The organism is Lysinibacillus sp. CD3-6, assembly GCF_006351725.2.
Classification (GTDB): Bacteria; Bacillota; Bacilli; order Bacillales_A; family Planococcaceae; genus Lysinibacillus.
The window spans coordinates 3,568,521-3,587,473 of the sequence record NZ_CP085880.1 but is presented as its reverse complement, the minus strand read 5'-3'; the positions used below and the strand labels follow the sequence as shown (position 1 = coordinate 3,587,473).

19 protein-coding genes and 1 other annotated feature are annotated in these 18,953 nt (G+C 34.8%); of the genes, 18 read left to right on the top strand and 1 reads right to left on the bottom strand.

The annotated features are described in order from the left end of the window. Nucleotide 1: 1 nt before the first annotated feature. The 8 genes from nrdR (at nt 2) to FH508_RS17830 (ending at nt 7,255) form a co-directional block, all read left to right on the top strand. Nucleotides 2–472 (top strand): transcriptional regulator NrdR, encoded by a 471-nt coding sequence (nrdR, locus tag FH508_RS17865; protein WP_172772392.1) that lies wholly within the window; start codon nt 2–4, stop codon nt 470–472. Nucleotides 473–490: 18 nt separating this feature from the next. After that, nucleotides 491–1,867: a replication initiation and membrane attachment family protein gene (locus tag FH508_RS17860; protein WP_228134141.1), complete on the top strand. Its 1,377-nt coding sequence runs from the start codon at nt 491–493 to the stop codon at nt 1,865–1,867. Between the two features lie 15 nt (nt 1,868–1,882). Then, nucleotides 1,883–2,821 carry a primosomal protein DnaI gene (gene dnaI / locus FH508_RS17855; protein ID WP_228134521.1) on the top strand — a complete coding sequence of 313 codons (939 nt, stop codon included), beginning with the start codon at nt 1,883–1,885 and terminating at the stop codon, nt 2,819–2,821. 394 nt (nt 2,822–3,215) lie between these two features. After that, complete coding sequence (gene thrS / locus FH508_RS17850) at nt 3,216–5,150, top strand: threonine--tRNA ligase (protein ID WP_172772390.1); 1,935 nt, start codon at nt 3,216–3,218, stop codon at nt 5,148–5,150. A 154-nt stretch (nt 5,151–5,304) separates the two neighbouring features. Next, nucleotides 5,305–5,450 (top strand) — a sequence feature (ribosomal protein L20 leader region). Between the two features lie 95 nt (nt 5,451–5,545). Next, nucleotides 5,546–6,049 (top strand): translation initiation factor IF-3, encoded by a 504-nt coding sequence (gene infC / locus FH508_RS17845; RefSeq protein ID WP_024363824.1) that lies wholly within the window; start codon nt 5,546–5,548, stop codon nt 6,047–6,049. A 31-nt stretch (nt 6,050–6,080) separates the two neighbouring features. Continuing rightward, complete coding sequence (gene rpmI / locus FH508_RS17840; protein WP_024363825.1) at nt 6,081–6,281, top strand: 50S ribosomal protein L35; 201 nt, start codon at nt 6,081–6,083, stop codon at nt 6,279–6,281. A gap of 58 nt (nt 6,282–6,339) precedes the next feature. Continuing rightward, nucleotides 6,340–6,699, top strand: a complete 360-nt coding sequence (rplT, locus tag FH508_RS17835) for a 50S ribosomal protein L20 (RefSeq protein WP_069513715.1) — start codon at nt 6,340–6,342, stop codon at nt 6,697–6,699. 283 nt (nt 6,700–6,982) lie between these two features. Then, nucleotides 6,983–7,255, top strand: a complete 273-nt coding sequence (locus FH508_RS17830) for a DUF1294 domain-containing protein (protein WP_172772389.1) — start codon at nt 6,983–6,985, stop codon at nt 7,253–7,255. 224 nt (nt 7,256–7,479) lie between these two features. Here the strand turns inward: FH508_RS17830 and FH508_RS17825 are convergent, their stop codons facing one another. Next, nucleotides 7,480–7,875 carry a sigma-w pathway protein ysdB gene (locus FH508_RS17825; RefSeq protein WP_172772388.1) on the bottom strand — a complete coding sequence of 132 codons (396 nt, stop codon included), beginning with the start codon at nt 7,873–7,875 and terminating at the stop codon, nt 7,480–7,482. A gap of 105 nt (nt 7,876–7,980) precedes the next feature. Between FH508_RS17825 and FH508_RS17820 the strand changes: the two genes are divergently transcribed. The 10 genes from FH508_RS17820 to FH508_RS17775 all read left to right on the top strand — a co-directional run bounded on the left by FH508_RS17820 (nt 7,981) and on the right by FH508_RS17775 (nt 18,778). Further along, nucleotides 7,981–8,466, top strand: coding sequence for a dUTP diphosphatase (locus FH508_RS17820; RefSeq protein ID WP_172772387.1), 486 nt, complete (start codon nt 7,981–7,983; stop codon nt 8,464–8,466). 109 nt (nt 8,467–8,575) lie between these two features. Further along, entirely contained in the window at nt 8,576–9,664 is a 1,089-nt protein-coding gene (locus tag FH508_RS17815; protein WP_172772386.1) for a M42 family metallopeptidase, read from the top strand. An 81-nt stretch (nt 9,665–9,745) separates the two neighbouring features. Continuing rightward, nucleotides 9,746–10,786: a tyrosine-type recombinase/integrase gene (locus FH508_RS17810; protein WP_228134140.1), complete on the top strand. Its 1,041-nt coding sequence runs from the start codon at nt 9,746–9,748 to the stop codon at nt 10,784–10,786. A gap of 307 nt (nt 10,787–11,093) precedes the next feature. Next, complete coding sequence (locus FH508_RS17805; protein WP_172772385.1) at nt 11,094–12,254, top strand: hypothetical protein; 1,161 nt, start codon at nt 11,094–11,096, stop codon at nt 12,252–12,254. A gap of 761 nt (nt 12,255–13,015) precedes the next feature. After that, nucleotides 13,016–14,179, top strand: a complete 1,164-nt coding sequence (locus FH508_RS17800) for a hypothetical protein (RefSeq protein WP_172772384.1) — start codon at nt 13,016–13,018, stop codon at nt 14,177–14,179. A gap of 584 nt (nt 14,180–14,763) precedes the next feature. After that, nucleotides 14,764–15,261: a hypothetical protein gene (locus FH508_RS17795; protein ID WP_172772383.1), complete on the top strand. Its 498-nt coding sequence runs from the start codon at nt 14,764–14,766 to the stop codon at nt 15,259–15,261. A gap of 201 nt (nt 15,262–15,462) precedes the next feature. Then, entirely contained in the window at nt 15,463–16,032 is a 570-nt protein-coding gene (locus FH508_RS17790) for a recombinase family protein (RefSeq protein WP_172772382.1), read from the top strand. Nucleotides 16,033–16,211: 179 nt separating this feature from the next. After that, nucleotides 16,212–17,558 (top strand): AAA family ATPase, encoded by a 1,347-nt coding sequence (locus FH508_RS17785; protein ID WP_172772381.1) that lies wholly within the window; start codon nt 16,212–16,214, stop codon nt 17,556–17,558. A 5-nt stretch (nt 17,559–17,563) separates the two neighbouring features. Further along, nucleotides 17,564–18,223: an HNH endonuclease gene (locus FH508_RS17780; protein ID WP_172772380.1), complete on the top strand. Its 660-nt coding sequence runs from the start codon at nt 17,564–17,566 to the stop codon at nt 18,221–18,223. A 342-nt stretch (nt 18,224–18,565) separates the two neighbouring features. Then, nucleotides 18,566–18,778: a hypothetical protein gene (locus tag FH508_RS17775; RefSeq protein WP_255639751.1), complete on the top strand. Its 213-nt coding sequence runs from the start codon at nt 18,566–18,568 to the stop codon at nt 18,776–18,778. Nucleotides 18,779–18,953: the final 175 nt, after the last annotated feature.

Sequence of the window (18,953 nt, the reverse complement as noted above, 5' to 3'; positions counted from 1 at the left end):
TATGAGATGTCCTTCTTGCCAATTTAACGGAACACGTGTAGTGGATTCGAGGCCAGTAGATGATAATAAAGAAATACGAAGACGTCGTGAATGTGAGTCGTGTGGCTTTCGTTTTACAACGTTTGAAAAAATTGAAGAGACACCGTTAGTCGTTGTGAAAAAAGAAGGCTCGCGGGAGGAGTTTAGCCGCGAGAAGGTTTTGCGCGGTCTTATTCGTGCTTGTGAGAAACGTCCTGTCGCTCTAGATGTATTAGAGGCACTTGTAATGTCAATTGAAAAAGACCTGCGACGTATTGGAAATGCTGAAGTACGATCAGAGGATGTAGGAGAAATGGTGATGGACCGCCTAGCAAAAATCGATGAAGTTGCCTATGTTCGTTTTGCGTCAGTTTATCGTCAGTTTAAAGATATCAATGTTTTTATAGAGGAAATAAAAGAAATTATTCAACGTCAAACAGAGCAAAAATCATAGGAAAAACAGAGAGGGTGAATGACGTTGATTCATTTGTATAAAGAATTGCAACCAGCAGATACTTTTGACATTCGTCTACCTCATGCGCTTTCCACAATGGAACGTCAATTAGTAACATTATTTTATCAACCATTGACTGGTGCTGAACCAATTAGTCTATATTTAACGTTATGGGCAGAAGCAGAGCAAATGCCAAGACAGCAAATGAATCATTATTATTTAATGAATGTACTCGGGCTACCAATAGGCAAAGTGTTCGAAGCGCGTATTGCCCTTGAAGCAATCGGTTTATTGCGAACTTGGAAAAAGGAAGAGGTAGAACAGCGAAGTTTTGTGTATGAGCTAATGCGCCCTCTTGATGCGGATAGTTTTATGAAAGATCCACTATTGTCTATGTTTTTGTTTAGTAAAATTGGGGAACAGGCGTATCGAAAGCTGCGTCAGCGTTTTATTCAACCTATCAGAGGTACAGAATTTAAAGATGTATCACGTGCCTTTATGGATGTTTTTAAGCCAGTCAACACTAATATACCTACTGAGCTGCAAGGTGGGATAGATAGCCAAGAAAATTCGCAAAAGGTTTATCCGTTTTATTTCGAGCAATTTGATTTTGAGCTGTTACAGGCAGGTTTATCGGACCAATTAGTGCCAGCCAATTTACTAACGCTTGAAGTGCGTGAAACAATTGCGAAACTAGCATTCTTATACCATTTAACTGCGTTGGATATGCAAAAAGTTGTGATTTTAGCACTTGATGATGATTTAGGTATTTCATTAGAGCGTTTGCGAAAAGCAGCAGCTGATTTTTATAAACTCACAGTTTCTAAAGAACCACCAAAGCTTGCAAAAGTATATGCTTCTCCAGCAGTAGAGGATGAGGCTGTTCAAAAAACAAAGGATCAGGAGTTACAACATTATTTGGAGTCAACACCTCCTGTCCAAGTATTGCGGGATATTAATAATGGGAAAGAGCCATTACAAACATCTGTTCAGCTAGCTGAGAGCTTAATTGTTCAGCATGGAATGCCAGTAGGTGTTGTCAATGCGCTACTTGAGTATGTCATGCTCTCAACAGATATGAAGCTACCAAAGAAGTATGTAGAAACGATTGCCGATCATTGGGTACGGAAAAATATTAAGACGGCGAAGGAAGCAATGGAGCTTGCACGCCAAGAACATGATAAATATACAACGTGGAAAAATAAGCCGCAGACACCGACTAAAAACAACCAATATGCTAAAGGTCCAGTAGACAATCAGCGTAAGGAAAAGGTGCCTGAGTGGTTTTATAAACGTAATGAGCATCCAGAGGAAAGCGCATCTTCTTCAAGCACTATGGATTTTGAAAAAGAGCGTCAAAAAATATTAGCAATGCTAGGGAAAAGCGATAAGTAAGGTAGGTGAATGGCAATCGAACCAATTAACAAGCCATTAAAAAGAGCAATTAATGTACCGTCATTTCAAGAGCGATATGATGCGATGCGTAGAGAAATTTTAGAACACCCTAGAGTACAAGCTTTTTTAGCAGAGCATGCAGAAGAGCTTAGCTACGATGCAGTCGAACGCAATTTACCTAAGCTTCATGAATTTATTAGCCAATCTACTGTTTGCTGTGGCTGCGATAATACAGCTCACTGTACGAACTATTTAAAAGGGTTTATTCCAACATTACGTGTCGTACGCAATACAGTAGAAATTGATTACGTACGCTGTGAACAAAAGGTACGTGAGGAAGAACGTCGTGATGTTGCTAATATGATTGCTAGTATGCACATGCCAAAAGATGTGCTACAAGCTACAATCCAAGATTTAATGATTGACGATGAATCTCGTGTGCTCATTGCACAGAGAGCAGCACATTTTGTTAAGAAAACGGAGGAAACTGGGCAGCTTCCTACGAAAGGTTTTTATTTATATGGAAAGTTCGGTGTAGGAAAATCGTTTGTGCTTGGAGCACTTGCTAACGAATTAGCTTCCAAGAAGATTCGTTCAGTAGTCGTTTTCGTACCTGAATTTTTACGTGAAATGAAGAATGCTATCGGTGATAATACGTTAAATGACAAAATAGATTATGTGAAAAAGGCGCCAGTGTTGATGCTCGATGATTTAGGGGCGGAAACGATGTCGGCTTGGACGCGCGATGAAATTTTAGGAACTATTTTCCATTATCGAATGGCAGAGCAATTGCCGACGTTCATTACATCTAATTTTAATTATGATGAATTAGAACATCATTTAGCGCAATCCCAAAAAGGCGATATTGAGGTTGTAAAAGCTGGACGTATTATGGAACGAATTAAAGCTTTAACAGAGCCAATTGAAATGCGTGGCAAAAATCGACGTTTGTAACATTGGCAGTTGCATTTTACGACAATCGAGCGTATACTGTCTCATATACTATATATGTCAATGCAATGATGAGGACATGAAATTTGTGTAACAGCTTTTAGAGAGGGAAGTCATCGGCTGTAAGCTTCCTAGTTTGGGCACATATTTTACTACCTACTGAGCAGCGAAAGGGAATATCTTTCGCCGGTCCCTAGCCCGTTAGCTAGCCTTGAGCTTCGTCTGACTATTTTGTCGGAAGGAAGAAGGGTGGAACCACGAGCATACGCTTCGTCCCTTTTGTGAGGGACGGGGCTTTTTTGTTTTTTCAGGTTTTATTGCTCAAGTTGAAACAAATATTACGTCCACTGATTCATCATGCATCATACAAACAACCAAATTTAAGGAGTGTAAAAAAATGTCAGAAATGATTAAGTTAACGTTCCCTGATGGCGCTGTAAAGGAATTTGCAAAAGGTACATCTACGGATGATGTCGCATTATCTATTAGCCCAGGACTTCGTAAAAAAGCATATGCAGGTAAAGTGAATGGGGAATTAGTAGATTTAAAAACTCCAATTGAAGAAGATGCAACAATTTCGATTATTACGCAAGATGATGAGGAAGCATTAGAAATCCTTCGTCACTCAACTGCCCATTTGACAGCACAAGCGATTAAACGTTTATTCCCAGAAGTGAAGCTTGGCATTGGTCCAGTTATTGAAGGTGGCTTCTACTATGATATTGATGCGCCAACACCAATTACTGCTGAGGATTTACCAGCAATTGAGAAAGAAATGAAAAAAATTATCGCTGAAAACCTAGAGGTAGAACGTAAAAATGTAAGCCGTGCAGAAGCACAAGCAATTTACGAAGAAATTGGCGATGAATATAAATTAGAATTACTTGAAGCGATTCCAGCTGATGAGCAAGTGTCTATTTACTACCAAGGTGAATTTTTCGACCTTTGCCGCGGTATTCACGTACCGTCAACAGGTAAATTACGTGAGTTCAAATTACTTTCATTAGCAGGTGCTTATTGGAGAGGAAACTCTGATAACAAAATGCTACAACGTATTTATGGTACTGCTTTCTTCAAAAAAGAAGAATTAAAGCATCACCTACAAATGTTAGAAGAAGCAAAAGAACGTGATCACCGCAAAATCGGTAAAGAATTAGAGTTATTCACAACTTCTCAAAAAGTAGGGCAAGGTTTACCACTTTGGTTACCAAATGGGGCAACAATCCGTCGTGTGATTGAACGCTATATTGTCGATAAAGAATTATCTCTTGGTTATAAACATGTTTACACACCAGTACTTGGTTCAAAAGAGCTTTATCAAACTTCTGGTCACTGGGATCATTACCAAGATTCAATTTTCCCACCGATGGAAATGGACAATGAAACATTAATTATGCGTCCGATGAACTGTCCACACCATATGATGGTTTACAAAAACAGCATGCATTCATACCGTAACTTACCTTTACGTATTGCTGAGCTTGGTACAATGCACCGTTATGAAATGTCAGGTGCGGTTTCAGGATTGCAACGTGTACGTGGGATGACTTTAAATGATGCACATATTTTTGTACGTCCAGATCAAATTAAAGCTGAGTTCCAAAAAGTTGTACAATTAATTTTAGAAGTATACAAAGACTTTGATTTAAAAGATTACTCATTCCGTCTGTCTTACCGTGATCCAGCAGATACAGAAAAATACTTCGATGACGATGCAATGTGGGAAAAAGCACAAAGCATGTTAAAAGAAGCGATGGATGAGCTTGGCTTAGACTACTTCGAAGCGGAAGGTGAGGCTGCGTTCTATGGTCCGAAACTTGACGTACAAGTAAAAACAGCGATTGGTAAAGAAGAAACATTATCAACTGTACAGTTAGACTTCTTATTACCAGAACGCTTTGACTTAACATACGTAGGTGAAGATGGTAAACCACACCGTCCAGTCGTAATTCACCGTGGTGTTGTGTCAACAATGGAACGTTTCGTAGCATTCTTAATTGAAGAATATAAAGGTGCATTCCCTACATGGTTAGCGCCAGTACAAGTAGAGGTTATTCCTGTATCGAACGAAGCACACTTCGATTATGCAAAACAAATCGAAGAACAGCTGACAGCAGCAGGTTTACGTGTTGAAATGGATGACCGTGAAGAAAAACTTGGTTACAAAATCCGTGAAGCACAAATGAAAAAGATCCCATACATGCTTGTTATTGGGGATAAAGAAGTTGAGGCAAACGGTGTGAACGTGCGTCGTTATGGCTCAAAAGATTCTGAAACAATTTCTTTCGAGGACTTCCTAGCGAATATTAAAGCTGAGGTTGCACGTTTTTAATAGTACAAATGATTAGATAAACTTCGTTCGTTGTGCTATATTTGGAATAAAGTTTCGATGGATTGCACATATTAATGATGAGATTGTAAAAAACATATTTGACAATCTAATTTGTACATGCTAATATGATTAAGGTTAATGAATACAAAGTTTGTGGTTGAAGTAGAGGCTGCCCGCTTCTCACCTGATACAACGCTTAGGCTGTGAACAGGTATGACACGTTGAATTGTTTTGCGTACACTTACGCATGCACATATAGCGGGCGGACATCTTCAAAAATGTCCGTCCTTTTTTTATGGACATGACAAGAGGATGTACCGTTCAACCGGGCAAGGCTTTGCCCAAACCATGTATTCGCGACAACTACTTGGAGGTGGATTACTATTAGCAAAGACATGTATGTAAACGAAGGCATTCGCGCACGTGAACTTCGATTAATCGATCACAATGGTGACCAGCTTGGTGTAAAGACACGTAACGAAGCGCTAGAAATCGCCACTCGTGTAAACTTGGATCTTGTCCTTGTGGCCCCTCAAGCCAAGCCGCCAGTCGCTCGTATCATGGACTATGGTAAATTTAAGTTTGAACAGCAAAAGAAAGACCGCGAAATTCGTAAAAATCAAAAAGTTATCGTGATGAAAGAGGTTCGTTTGAGCCCAACAATCGATGAACATGATTTCCAAACGAAGCTACGTAATGCGATTAAATTCCTTGAAAAAGGTGATAAAGTTAAATGTAGCCTACGTTTCAAAGGTCGTGCGATTACACACAAAGACATTGGTCAACGTGTATTAGATCGATTTGCTGAAGCTTGTGCTGAAGTATCTACGGTTGAACAAAAACCGAAGATGGAAGGCCGAAGCATGTTCTTAGTTCTTCAACCAAAGAACGAGAAATAATATTAGACGAACAGTTTAGGAGGAATTCGACATGCCAAAAATGAAAACTCACCGTGGAGCTGCGAAACGTTTCAAAAAAACGGGTTCAGGTAAATTAAAATATGACCGTGCTTATGGAAGCCACTTATTCGCAAACAAGTCTACGAAACAAAAACGTCACCTACGTAAAGGTAAAGTTGTATCATCTGGTGACTTCAAACGCATCAAATCATTACTTGTTTACATGAAATGATTGACAACACAAAATAAACTAATATTCATTTTTTAATGAAAAGCAGGAGGTAATTCATATGCCACGCGTAAAAGGCGGAACAGTGACGCGCAAACGTCGTAAAAAAGTATTGAAATTAGCTAAAGGTTACTATGGTTCTAAACATACATTATATAAAGTTGCTAACCAAGCAGTAATGAAATCAGGTCAATATGCATACCGTGACCGTCGTCAGAAAAAACGTGATTTCCGTAAACTATGGATCACTCGTATCAACGCAGCTGCTCGCATGAACGGTCTTTCATACAGCCGTCTAATGCACGGTTTAAAAGTTGCTGGTATCGAAGTTAACCGTAAAATGTTAGCTGACTTAGCTGTAACAGATGCTTCAGCATTCACACAATTAGCAGAAGCTGCTAAAAAAGCAGTAGCTAAATAAAAAAGAGCGACTATGTCGCTCTTTTTTATTTCTGCCCCGAAAGCGAAGCGACAGGGGCAAAATAAAGTATCTGCCCCAAAAGCGTAAGCGACAGGGGCAAAATAAAGTATCTGCCCCGAAAGCGAAGCGACAGGGGCAAAAGGTTTCTGCCCCGAAAGCAAAGGGACAGGGGCAAAATAAGGTTTCTGCCTTGAAAGCGTAAGCGACAGGGGCAAATAGATTAGTGTATAGTTAAGACTGGTGAGGTTCTTTCATCAGTCTTTTTACATAGGAGGTTGTTTTAATGGCTCAAGCATTACTTGCCTATATGGCAATTGTTTCAATCGTATTGCTCGTCATGATGGGTATGGATAAATCACGCGCTAAAAAGCATGAATGGCGCATTGCGGAGCGTACATTATTTACACTTGCTATTGCAGGTGGTGCAGTCGGTGGTGTGTTAGGTATGTATTTATTCCGTCATAAAACACGCCATAATAGCTTTGCATTTGGCTTCCCGTTGATTGCGGCTATTCAAATTTTTATTATTGTGCAATTATGGGGTAGCTCTTTATAGAGAGGCTTTCCACATTAAAAACGATAGCACACTGGAAATCGCCGATACCCCTACTAATATCGCCGATAGAACAGGGGAAATCGCCGATAAACTCTTTGAAATCGCCGTTAGTATCAGAAAAATCGCCGATAGATCTTAGGAAGCGTGCGTTCTCGTAAAAATCATAAATTGTGTGAGTGACTGGCACAGCTAAGGGGTATTTTTTTGCGCAAAAAACACATCCTTCATGTGGAGGATGTGTTACGCATAAGCTGTTCAATGGGTTGCTTCCAGTTGATTTTCGCGTTAGGGTAGTTAAATAAAATTTCTTGCTGGAGATATTCGAAGTCACTCCTTGTAAACCCTTGTAAAGTTGCGGCATCGCGAGCGCCAACAAAAATAGTAACAACCTCAAATGCATCTTCTGTTGTACCTAAGTATTTTTCACCTTCAAAAAGCGCACCTTTAAAAGAAATAAAGAAATTCTTTCGAACATTTTTTACGTCATCATAAAAGTAATATTGGCCTTTTTCATAGGCTTCATCGAGTTTTCGTTTAGGATCGGTTATATATCGAATCGCTTTATAGAATACATAGATTATAAGCGCTATCACAGCAAGTCGAATAAGTAACGGTAACATTTTTAAAATTCCCCCTTGAAGAAAGGTTATTCCTACCTATACGATTAGGGGAGACATTTAGTTTCACTTTTTAAAAAATATTTTTTAGAAATTTAGGAGAAAAAAATGAATTTACAACAATTATTTACGATGCAAAAAGAACTAGATGCATTTATTGAAACTACACAAAAAATAGAACGAGATGTTTTTAAAGAAAAAGGCCTCGCCTTAATGGTAGAACTAGCGGAACTTGCTAATGAGACGCGTTGTTTTAAATTTTGGAGTACGAAAGGGCCGTCAGAGCGTACTGTGATTTTAGAGGAGTATGTGGATTCGATTCATTTTATTTTATCTCTAGGTTTATTAAAAGGGTACACGTCTATTGAAAAATGGCCTGTTGTTGAGGAAAAACGCGATTTAACAGAAACATTTTTAATGACACAGGACTATATATTAACGTTTATTAGTCATCCAACAGAGGATAGATATTTAGCGATTTGGCAATGCTATGGGTTACTTGCGTATAACCTTGGTTTTACATTTGAGGATGTTGTGTCAGCATACATTGAAAAAAATGAAGAAAATTATAATCGCCAACGTAATGGCTATTAATTTACTAGACTAAAGAGTAAAAAAAACACCAATTTTCAGACAAATTCACTAGGAATATTTCGGTAAACGAAGTATAATAGATGAGATACAAAATGTAGGAGGCAAAAGGATGACACAACTAGATTCAACTTTGCAAATGTTTAAAGATTTAACAGACGCGAATGGGATTGCAGGTAATGAGCGTGCTCCACGTGAGGTCATGAAAAAATACATCGCACCATACGCAGATACTGTAGAAACAGATCATTTAGGTAGCGTTATTGCTAAAAAAGTGGGCGATGAAAACGGCCCTAAAATTATGGTTGCTGGCCATTTAGACGAAGTAGGCTTTATGGTAACACAAATCGATGAAAAAGGATTCATCAAATTCCAAACAGTTGGTGGCTGGTGGAGCCAAGTAATGCTTGCACAGCGTGTAACAATTACAACTCGTAAAGGTGAAGAAATTATTGGGGTAATTGGTTCTAAACCACCTCACATTTTACCAGCAGATGTGCGTAACAAAGTGGTAGACATTAAAGACATGTTTATCGATGTTGGTGCTGCTTCAAAAGAAGAAGTACTTGAGTGGGGAGTATGTCCTGGTGACATGGTAACACCTTATTTCGAGTTCAATGTAATGAAAAATGACAAATACTTATTAGCAAAAGCATGGGATAACCGAATTGGTTGTGCAATTGCAATTGATGTCATGAAGGCATTAAAAGATGAAAAACATCCGAATATCCTATATTCTGTTGGGAACGTACAAGAAGAAGTAGGTCTTCGTGGTGCGAAAACAGCAACACATAAAATTCAACCAGATATCGGTTTTGCAGTTGATGTAGGTGTGGCTGGAGATACTCCAGGGGTAACACCGAAAGAGTCAACTAGTAAAATGGGTGCAGGTCCACAAATCGTTGTATATGATGCTTCAATGGTATCACACCGTGGTTTACGTGAATTTGTTTTAGATGTGGCGGATGAAAACAATATCCCATATCAATTTGAAGCAATGGCTGGTGGCGGTACAGACGCTGGTTCAATCCATGTAACTGCAAATGGTGTGCCTGCTTTATCAATCGGTATTGCTACACGCTATATCCACTCACACGCAGGTATTTTACACCGTGATGACTACGATAACGCTGTTAAGCTAATGGTTGAAGTTATTAAAAAATTAGACCGCGATGCAGTAAACAAAATCACATTTGATTAAGAGTGGAAAAAACATCGGAAAGAATTAAAAAGAAATACCATAGTTTTGCCTTCTAACTAAAATGTTAGGAGGCTTTTTGCGTTGGTTAGACCAAAGAAGCATTTCAATGTAGATATTGATGCAAAAATTTTAACGATTAAAACACAAAAAGAAGAAATGGGAGAGGTGCTAGAAGAACAGAGCATAGTAGATAAGCTGTATATGCCCATTATGAATGATAAGAGTATTAAGAACATTACAATTCATCATGTATTGCTCGTACTTAATCAACAGATGAAGTTAAATGGATTACGAAAGCGAACAATTGAGGATTATCATTACCAATTTAAACGCTTTGCTGAAATGGTAAAGGTGGAGTATATACATGAAATCAATGCAGATAAGATTTACGAGTATTTATCGATTCTTGGTGATATTAAAGATATTTCTAAGCTCAACCGTTTAAAGACCCTTACAGCAATTTTAGGACGTTGTTATGACAATGGATGGATTAAATCTAAATATTGGAAAAACATCAAAATCAAAGTGGATAAGAGCATTAAACAGCCATCTAATGAGCGTGAACTAAGCATTTTATTGTCAATACTTGATAAGGCTACATACTCAGGATTTAGAGACAGTGTAGCGGTTTTGCTTTTGTACAAGACGGGCATTCGCATTACAACGCTTGGCTTATTAGAAGAAAAGCACATTGACTTTAACAATCAAGCTCTTTGTTTGACGGGGGATATTATGAAAAGTCATAAAGCGTTGAAACTGCCTTTAGATGATGATATGTGTTCTCTTCTACATCAGCTAATTGAAGTAAATAGAGAAATGAGAAGAGAGTACAAAGAGAAAAATACAAACATATTCTTAACAAGCACAGCAACACCGATTAAAAATACCGTTTCACCATCGAATTTAATTGCTAAAAATTTATACAAGTATAGTAAAAGATATGGGCTGAAAAACATAAACGCTCATAGCATAAGGCGCTTATACGCTCAAAATCTAATAAAAAGAGGTGCAAATATTAATCTAGTATCACATGCACTCGGTCATGATAGTCTTCATACAACAAGTAGATATTTGTATTTAGATGAGGAAACGGTGGCAAAGAACTTACGTGATTATTTATAAACAATGTGAGTGCTAGTTATTGTATTATCCAACTCTCAGAACTGAATTAGCATTACGAATAATAAGTGTATAGATGTGCGTCTGCTAAGAACTTTCGTAAAAGGAGCTAGTGTTGCGTTGATTTGTAAAATGCTGGGTTGTTCTGAATTAGCTGTAACAACAAAGTATTTAGATTTAGGTTATATCTCTATAGCGAATAACCAAGACTGAAATGATAACTCATTTTGTTTGATATTGATATTTCTACCATTTTTATATAATATCAGTATTATTTATGTGGTAGCGTTTACAAGAAAAGGGGGTTCGAATGCTGAAAAGATGGGGATTTGTATTATGCGTATCTGGAATATTATTGGGTTGTTCTGCTGAAGCGGATCAAAAAGATAGAGAAAAAGAAACGAATGTAGAGGCGGAAAGTGTGCAAGTTCAGAGTGATAATATTAATAATGATATAAATAGTACAGATAATGTAACGAAATATCTTGATGATATGTTGAATTTTTCGGAAGGCATAGCTACAGAAATTAAGTCTATACAAGCATTAAGTGAAACAATGATTAAAAATCCTTCTATTATAGGAAACAAAGAATTTGCATCTAGGGTGGCTGGAGTAGCAAATGTAATTGTAGATAATAATAAACGCATTGAAGACAAGGAAGTACCAAATAAATTTCTAAATTATCATTCACTAGTGTTAGATATATATAGTGAATTAAGTTTTAGTGCAAAATTATTTAGAAACGGTTCAATAGAAAGAGACGACGGGGCATTAATGAGGTCTTCAGAGCATTTAGAGCTTGTTGTACAGTTAATAAATAAATTAGCCACAGCAGAATTAAGTAAAACTGATGAAATGGAGACCCAAAAATTAGAGAGAAATAGTGAAGTATTATTAAAGTCTATAGAACACTTAGAACTGACTGTAGAGTTGGTAAATAAATTAGCCATAACGGATTTTAGTGAAATACAAGAAAATGTAGAAGAAACTGCTAATAATAATACAATATTTGATGTTGATTGGAACACGTTTAAAAAGCAGTGGAATAATTCTCTGAATAGTACAAGTAGAAAATTAAGTGTTATTACCGATATTGAAGAAAAACCAACTGTAATTGGTATTCGTCATAATGGACAAATTAATAGAGCTTTATTTGTTAGTGCAAATACTGATGAGAATACTGGCAAGGTTTCTTATGCAGTAGTAATAGGAGCTACAAAAAAGAATAATTTGGATAGAAATATGGATCTTCTGATAGCGTCTATTAATTTAATCGAGTTAACTGATTCAACTCTCACACTTGAGAAAAGAAAACAAATTGCTCTAGAGCATCTAGGTCTAGGGAATGGAGTAATATTGCAAGAAAAGAATCTTTCATATTCTCATAATGGCATAACTTACAAAGCAGAATATGAGGAAGGAGATGAAGATTTAGGAACATTAACTGTTTCGGTTGATAAAAGAAAATAAATTTAAATAATTGCTAAATATTATTTTTAAGAACAGGGGGAAATCCCCTGTTTTTTAGTATATAAAAGTATTAACTGGATTATCATTAACAGTGAAAAAGAGTCTGTCATAAACGCAAATATATAATTATATTCTACGTGTCAGTGGTAGGGGCTATTAACAACCAAATGAGTTGACTTATATAATAAGAAGTAAGGTAGCACTTCCACTCCTACACATAGTTATTATTTTGAAGCGTCAAAGTACAACTCAATGTCTTTGATGCTTGTTTCATTTATGAAATCCCTGCCTAGTTAGTTAATAAAATTGTTATTTTATCAAAAATATTCCGAATTAAGTTTTAGGTGAAATATTCATTGGAAATGAAAAATTCATTTTATCATATTTTTTATAAAAATCAATAGTGTATATAGCATGTTTTTTGACTTTTTTCTGAAAATTTAGTATAATAAGATTAAATAGTTAATGTTTTTATATTAACTATTTAATTTATGAGGTAGAAAAATGGTATAGAGAAAAGATGAATTTTAAAATGTATACATAGTAGGAGGTTTATTATGTACTTTGACAAGCAATGTAAAACTGCTTTCGCAGGTTTCACATTGTTGCGACCAAAGTACCAAAGTCGCTGAACATACTTAGATGTTGATTGAGTTTTAGTGGAATGTCGTAGGATAGGAACTAGGGTATTAATATATATTTCTTTTTATACTATCCGAGTTCCTATCCTTAAATGAAATGAGAAAGGGTAATTAAAAACAATGACAAATTATAATGATGAAATGATAGTAACGGTTGCAGAATTTGCAGAAATGTTTGGAACAGAAAAATGTAAGGAATACTTTGCAAAGTATAAAAAGTTGGGTGGACATAAAGATTCAACTATTACTACTGCTAAACAGAAATGGCATATTGTTGAAGTTGTGAAAATTGATAAGAAAAATAGGTACAGACTAGCAGGTAAAAGAGAGGAAGAAATTGAAAGGAAACAATTACAAAATTATTCTAATTGTGGTCAAGACCAGATGCCATATAAAGAAATTCTTCAAAATTTAATTTTGATTTATTTGGAAAATCCTAACAGGAAACCATCGGCAACCTATAGGGTGCTTGCCCGTGATTTAGAAGTCATGAGTGATATATTATTTTTTGCATCTGAAAAAGTAACTTCTGATGAACAGAAAGCTTATTATAAAAATCTTGACGATAAATATAAAAAAAATGGATATGAGATGTTTTGGGATGCAGTTAATAAAGAAACACAAAGAATTAGGAAACATATAGAATCAGTGTTGAAAGACATGAAAGAAAAAGGAATCATTAGACACATGGATGTTGTAAATGCAGTTAGTCTAGATAAATATGAAAGGGAAATACATAATCCGATAAACGTAAGTGAAGTTGGTAAGATTGATAAAATGTTAAAAAGTTTACGTGAAAAACATGAGGTTACAGCTACAGACATTAGATATAAACCTAAAAGTACATCAGTTTTGTCTTATAAAGAAGACGAATACAACTATTTGCAGTCGTTTGGGTATGAATATGTGTATGATGCTGTTTACATTGATTTAATTGCAACAGATAGAGAGATTCAGAACTATATGAAAGATTCACTTGTAACTGATTTTAAAAAGGAACATTTAGCATTTGCGTACCAAAAAGCCTTGGCAAGAGAAAACTCATTCTTTAATGATATTATTAGAGTTAAAGACAATCATAAATTCCATAAATTATTTGGAGGTAAAAAGAAGTCAGAAGTTTTAAAAGGAACACTTACAGCTTATGATTCGATTCTTATTGATGAATTATTGAGTGATGGGATTAAACAAGAAAAATTCGGTAAAACATATGCTACCAACTACAAAGAATCGCTAAAAGCCATTCAGGATGTTTTAGACGTGGAAGAAAACGTAAATAATTGATAAGGATATTGGAATTTTTGATTAACCTTATATAAACACAAAAACATATAATGTAAATCAAGCATTTTAAACATAAAGTAAGAAGACTGAAACCCCATTTATAATATAGTGGGGTTTCTTTAAATTGAAAGTCTACTTTCCACGCAATCATGTTAAATAATTTGTAACGTGTGAATATGCTATTAAACCCTCTCAGTAGAGGAGTTTTTCACGTATGATATGTCGTGCTATGAGTTCTTTCAAATGGAAGTTCTGAGACATAACTTCTAACACCAGATTAGGGGGTACTTAAAAATCAAATTTATTAAAATAACTATATGGAAATGCAGTAGCACTACAATGTTTAGATCAAAGAGAAATGAGGTGTTCTCATAGTAAAGAATATTGCATTTTATATTTATTTGGAAATGTAAACTAAGGTATTCATACTAAAATGCTCTTGAATAGAAATGAGGAAAATAAGAAGTATTTCAAATGGAATAAGAAACATATATATAGTAACAAACCGATCAAATTAAAAGGGTTTATTCTATATAGGTGAAAGGGAAATAAATATGTAAATAAAATGAAGGTGAGGGAAATGTATGCTAAGTTTTGATAAAAAAACATTTTTTAAACAACGGCAGTTACCCCTAAAAAACTTTTACTATTCTTATAATGGACAAAACTATACAATTGCTTTGGACAAAGTAATTGGAAATATTGGTTGTTCGGAGGAGAAAAGTCTTTTTCTATTAAATGAATTAAAAGCGACTGATGATTTCATAGTAAATGTTTATTTACAGGACCTTGCCGATGAACACATGCAAAGACTTTTAAGACAGAGTTTTTGTGAAGAAATCGAAAGTAGTTTGTTGGATAAACAAGAAAGCTATAGATTCACTTTGACTAAAAAAGACGGTATATATGAATATATTGCTTATCAAGATGAAGAAGGAAAATATCATGTTAATAGGGTCGAATATGTAGGTAGATATGTGGGAAGAGGGTTTAGCAAATTCAGTGACAAACTGTATTCTTTATTAGGATCACACACTTTTGATTGTAAAAGGATTGAGAAACCAGAGGAAGTTAATGATTAATGTGTTAAGAAATGTACTTAAAGTAACGGGTACTTTAGTTTAATAAAAAGTAAGAGGTATCCATCTCATACGAGGTGGTTTTTTTATTAGTAAGTGTCAAAACTTAAAAGTATTGACACCTAAAGTCCGATGCAGTAATGTCAAGGTATTAGATGGTGTCATATTTAAGTGTCGCAAGTAAGTGTGAAAAGGGGAATTGGAATGACAGTATATGGATATGCTCGTGTATCAACAATAGGACAGGACCTAGATGGACAGATTCAAATGTTAGAACAAAATGGTGCTAGTTTCATTTACAAAGAGAAGTTCACAGGAACTAAAACAGATAGACCGCAGTTCAATGAACTACTAAATGTTCTAAAAGAAGGCGATACCCTTATGGTAACTAAACTTGACCGATTTGCTCGTTCTGCTTCACAAGGAAGTGATTTAGTAAAAGACCTTATTTCCAAAGGGATTAAGGTGCATATTTTGAACATTGGTCTTCTAGATAACACCCCTGCTTCAAAATTAATAAAAAACATTTTCTTTGCTTTTGCAGAGTTCGAGCGTGACATGATCGTTGAGCGTACACAGGGAGGTAAAGCGATTGCTAAGCAGAATCCAAACTATCGGGAAGGTCGTAAGCCAACATATACAAAGTCTCAACTTGAACATGCTTTAAGTATGCTAGAAAGCCATTCATATAACCAAGTGGCAGAAAAGACAGGAATCAGTAAGAGTACATTAATCAGAGCCATGAAGAAACGTAAGGCACAGGAATTACAGTAGATATCAAACTGTAACCTTAGGTGTTTATTCTTTGAGTCATACGGCTTTTCATCACATCATTATTGCTACGGTGCATAAAGTATATCATTTGATTTTGTATTATTTTTAACCTATCAATTTGTTGAATTATATTTTACAATAAATTGGTAGAATGTTGGTCTTATAAAGCTAGAGGAGGAATGGATGAAATGGTATTAAAAAAATTGACATTAGAAGATTGGAATCAATTTGACAAAATTCAGTTTGATTTTCACCCAAGAATAACAATTATTACAGGAGCAAATGGTGCTGGTAAGAGTTCAGTTTTAAGATTAATTGCACGGCAATTAGGATGGGGTTATGAGGAAGTTGCTAGGGTAGTTCTAAAAAAGAATAAAAGTATGTTCTTAGCGGGTATGGACTTTGATAAAGTATCGGAATTTATACAAAATAATAAAGAGTTAAAGTCAGTATTGTATGAAATGCAATCAAAGTCTAATGAATGGATTGATACTATTCAAGCTGATAATATCGTTATGGGTAAATTGGAAGTCGAAAAAGGCGTTTTTAAATTTTATGTGCCAGAAGAAGTACATACAGCTTCGTATAATATAGAAGCACGCTTTCAATATTTTAATGAGGAAAAAGAACTTATGCCTTATGATGCTGAAGGTATGATTAAAGGAGTGAACATTTCTTCTCATCGTCAACCATATTCGTATGTGAGAGTAGATGAAATTCCTTTACACGTTAATGATACAAATAATATATATTATCAATATTTAAACTCTATTCAAAATAGAACCTTAAATAGATATTATAGTAATGATGAATCACCTGTACAATATATGAAAAAATCGCTAATTTCATTAGCAGTATTTGGTGAGGGGAATGCTTTAATTGAACCTAATGAAGAATTAAAAGAAAAATTTTATGGTTTTACAGATATATTAAAATCTATTTTACCTAAACATATAGGATTAAATAATATAACTATTGAAGCAGGTGAAGTTGTTTTAAAAACAGATAGTGGTGATTTCCTAATTGATGCTGTTTCAGGTGGTTTAGGAGCATTGATAGATTTAGCTTGGCAAGTATATATGTATGATCATGCTGGTGACGAATACACTGTAATTATTGATGAAATCGAAAATCATTTACATCCCTCTATGCAAAGAGAAATATTACCTAATCTTTTGAATGCATTTCCAAAAGCTCAATTTATTATTAGTACACACAGTCCTTTTGTTGTCAACTCTATCAAAGACTCATATGTGTATGCGTTGAAATATAATGATAAAAATCGAGTTGAATCATTAAAGTTGGATTTTTACAATAAAAGCAATGATGCATTTGATGTACTAAAAAATGTTTTGGGAGTTCCTGTGACTATGCCTCTTTGGTTGGAAAATGAGTTGGATAGTATTTTAAGTAATTTTAATACCAAAAAACTAGAATTAGATTCATATAATCAATTAAAGCAGTATTTAAGTAATAAGGGTTTAGAGGAATACTTGCCTGAAATGCTTAAAAGATTTGAGGTGTAGAATAATTGATTAGTATAAAAAAATTAAATAAGCCTACTATTTTAAGTCAAAATGCTGAAGAATGGACAGAATTATATTTAGCATATAAAGAAGGAGATAATAGTATTTCAAAAACAATTGGGAGCAAGTATTCTCATAAGGAAGTTAAAAAAACACTGATTGAAGAAACGCATGGTAAGTGTGCATACTGTGAATCGAAAATATTACATATCTCGTTTGGTGACATTGAACATATAGTTCCTAAAAGTGAAGTTCCTGAAAAGTGTTTTCAGTGGGAAAATTTAACATTAGCATGTACTGTTTGTAATAATAATAAGAGAGATTTTTATGACGTTGACAATTTATTAATAGACCCTTATATTGATGACCCAAATGAACACTTTTATTTTGCAGGTCCTATGCTTATTGAAAAAACAGAAAAAGCTATTCTAACCAGATCAAAATTAGATTTGAATAGGGCAGAATTGTTTGAGGATAGAACTCGATATTTAGATAATTTAAAAGGATTTACTATGCAAATCCAAAGTGCTATAAATCCTGTTTTAAGAGAAGCGCTATTAGATGACTTTAGAAAAAGAGCAAAAATTGAACAGGAGTATAGTAAAATGGTTTTTGATTTTTTGGAGTTATTTGAATCAAAGTACACTTTAAGTGATATCTCATAATAAAACTCATATAAGTAATGAAAATATAGAAGAATTGTATGTAGTTTATATGAGGCTGACTCAAAATAAAATAATAAACATTGAAATAATAAAAAAATAGAACCTTTAACAAATTTAATTTAGTGCTATTAGATAGTTTTAGTATTTCTATTTTAAACATAATTGTATTGGTTAGACAATTTACCTTATCTAAGAGAGCTTAATGGGCTCTCTTTTTTTTGTACTAACAGTGAAACTTGAACAATGTAATCCTACATAGTAGACTAGTCTTAATGAAGGTAAAACTATATTCTGATTTAATTCCTTCCGATAAATGTACGTTCTTATAATTAAACCGGTTTAATAGCAGGATTTTATAGCGGTATGGTTACTGACATACAGCTCATTTGTGACGCTGGTTCAATTCATGTAACTGCAATCGGTATTGCAACACGCTATATCCACTCACACGCAGGTATTTTACACCGTGATGACTACGATAACGCAGTTAAGCTAATGGTTGAAGTAATTAAAAAATTAGACCGCAATGCAGTGAAAAAAATTACATTTGATTAATTGTAACTTTCAAGCCTTCTAACTAAATGTTAGAAGGCTTTTTATAGTAATGAACCCTACTTTCCCAATCCAATACTTCTCCTTCCAGTCGGAAAAATTTATTTTCCTGTAACATCTTTAGCTCAGGATATTTATCAAAGAAATATAAGTTAACTTTAAAAAAATAAAAGAAAAA